This is a genomic window from Paraburkholderia sp. (assembly GCF_049581445.1).
Classification (GTDB): Bacteria; Pseudomonadota; Gammaproteobacteria; order Burkholderiales; family Burkholderiaceae; genus Paraburkholderia.
This window is the reverse complement of the sequence record NZ_JBAURZ010000326.1, coordinates 1-2,248: the sequence shown is the minus strand read 5'-3', so window position 1 is coordinate 2,248 and position 2,248 is coordinate 1. Positions and strand designations below refer to the sequence as shown.

The following is a 2,248-nucleotide window of genomic DNA, read 5'->3' as shown; positions in this document are numbered from 1 at the left end:
GGTGCGGCGCGTCGAAGTGGCGCAGCGCTTTGCCGCGCGCGTCGGTGATCGGCTCGATCCACGCACGTTGGGCCAGACGCTGCTCGTCGGCTCGATCAGCGAGCCCACCGCGACCGCCGTGTCACGCGCCGAAAGCGTGTCGACGGCCATCGCGCTCCTGCTCGTGTCACCCGATTTTCAAAGGAGATGAACGCCATGGTGTCCCGTCGTCAATTCCTGAACTTCGCCGCCGCCGGTGCAGGTGCGATTCTCGTCTCGCCGCAGATGGCCTTTGCGAATGTCGAAACCGACCGCCGCTTCATCTTCGTGATCCAGCGCGGCGCCGCCGATGGTCTGAACATTGTCGTGCCGTACGCGGAGCCGTCGTACACGAGTCTGCGCGGCGCGCTCGCTATCGATCCGTCCACTGCGATCAAACTCGACGGCACATTTGCATTGCATCCGTCGCTTGCCGAAACCTCGAAAATGTACGCGTCGGGCCAGGCGCTGTTCGTGCATGCCGTGGCGTCGCCGTATCGCGACCGTTCGCATTTCGACGGGCAGAACGTGCTGGAAACGGGCGGCACGTCGCCGTATCAGGTGAAGGATGGCTGGCTAAACCGGCTCGTCGCGCTGATGCCCGCGACGCACGAAAATGCCATCGCGTTTGCGCCAACCGTGCCGATGGCGTTGCGCGGCAAAGCCGACGTCACGTCCTACGCGCCTTCTGGCTTGCCGCAGGCGCCTGACGACCTGCTCACACGCGTCTCGCAGCTCTATGACCAGGACGCGCAATTGCGTCCGCTGTGGGAATCGGCGATGGCGGCTCGGGGTCTTGCGGGTGATGCCGGCGCTCGCCAGGACCCCGCCAGTCTTGGCAAGCTCGCCGCGAGTTTTCTCTCGCGTGACGACGGCCCGCGCATGGCGATGATCGAAACCGGCGGTTGGGACACCCATAGCGCGCAGAACCCGCGCCTCGCGAATCAACTGAAAGCGCTCGACACGATGCTCGCCTCGTTGCGCGATGGTATGGGGCCGCTCTGGAGCAAGACCACCGTGCTGGTCGCCACTGAGTTTGGCCGCACGGCCGCTGCGAACGGCACCGGCGGCACCGATCATGGCACCGGCTCGGTAGCGATGCTCGTAGGCGGCGCAGTATCCGGCGGCCGCGTGATCGCCGATTGGCCCGGACTGAAACCCAACGATCTTTACCAGGCTCGCGACCTCAAGCCCACCGCTGCGCTCGACGGCCTGATTGCTGGCGCGGCCAGCGAGAGTCTCGGACTCGATCCGCATCGCACGGCGGCTGCGCTGTTTGCGCAAACAGGCACGACGCGCCCGCTCACGGGATTGATCCGCACCTAGTGTGCGGCCTGAATCAACCACTGTTCGCGCGTTTCACTCAGAAAAATTGGAGAGTTACATGAAAAAACGATCGACCTTCCACGCAGCATTGCTTTCGTGCCTGTGCGCTGCGATGCTCACGGCCTGCGTGGTCGAACCGGCGCGTCCGCCTCAGCCGCCGGCGCGCGTCGAAGTCGTGCCGGTCGCTCCGGCTCCGGGCTATCACTGGGTCAAGGGACATTACCGTTGGGTGGGTAGTAACTGGGAATGGATACCTGGCCATTGGGTGGCAGTTCCTTAAGCTTTCCTTAAGGATAATTGGTGTAGGGCATGCTCCTCGTTTGAAAATATCAACACCTCTGTGACGAGCCTCGTTCGATAGACGATAAATAAAAGACGACGCGCTCAAACTTTTCACAAAATCTCCACGCGAAGCGCTCATACTCGGGAGCGGCGCTTCGTGTCTTTTTGCGACCCAAGAGCGGTTTTCTGAAGCGAAGAAACGTCGGTCAGCTTCCGTTTGATTTACACCCGCCATGCGATTGCACTTCAATCTCGCTAAATATGCATAAAACGGGGCTCGATACGCGTTCCATGTTGCTTCGGCGTTTGCCGCGAGTTACTGTACGAGGCGCCGCTCTATGAGTGTCCGGAAATGCGAGCCATCTGGGCCGAGCCGGGCAGAAAAAGCGCGCGACGGAGTGCAATAAAAGAGCGCTTTAGTCGTGACGCGACCTATTCCCCTTTGCATCGCTGGGTTTCCTGCGCCGACAGGCTCAACGGGACTGGCTGGAGCATTTATGAAAACGCTGTTTTTGCAGGCCCCTTCGTATGACGGTTTCGACGGCGGCGCGGGTTCGCGCTATCAGGCGAAACGCGAAATCCGCTCGTTCTGGTATCCGACCTGGCTCGCGCAGCCTGCGGC

At 61.8% G+C, this 2,248-nt stretch carries 2 protein-coding genes and 1 pseudogene; all 3 read left to right on the top strand.

Translation table 11 applies throughout. The features are described from left to right. Positions 1 to 190: pseudogene (locus WCA85_RS27205) on the top strand (DUF1800 domain-containing protein); the annotation flags it as partial. A gap of 5 nt (positions 191 to 195) precedes the next feature. Further along, the gene (locus WCA85_RS27200) at positions 196 to 1,344 is read left to right on the top strand and encodes a DUF1501 domain-containing protein (RefSeq protein ID WP_424067967.1); all 1,149 of its coding nucleotides are present in this window, start codon (positions 196 to 198) and stop codon (positions 1,342 to 1,344) included. A gap of 58 nt (positions 1,345 to 1,402) precedes the next feature. After that, positions 1,403 to 1,624 (top strand): YXWGXW repeat-containing protein, encoded by a 222-nt coding sequence (locus tag WCA85_RS27195; protein WP_424067966.1) that lies wholly within the window; start codon positions 1,403 to 1,405, stop codon positions 1,622 to 1,624. Positions 1,625 to 2,248: the final 624 nt, after the last annotated feature.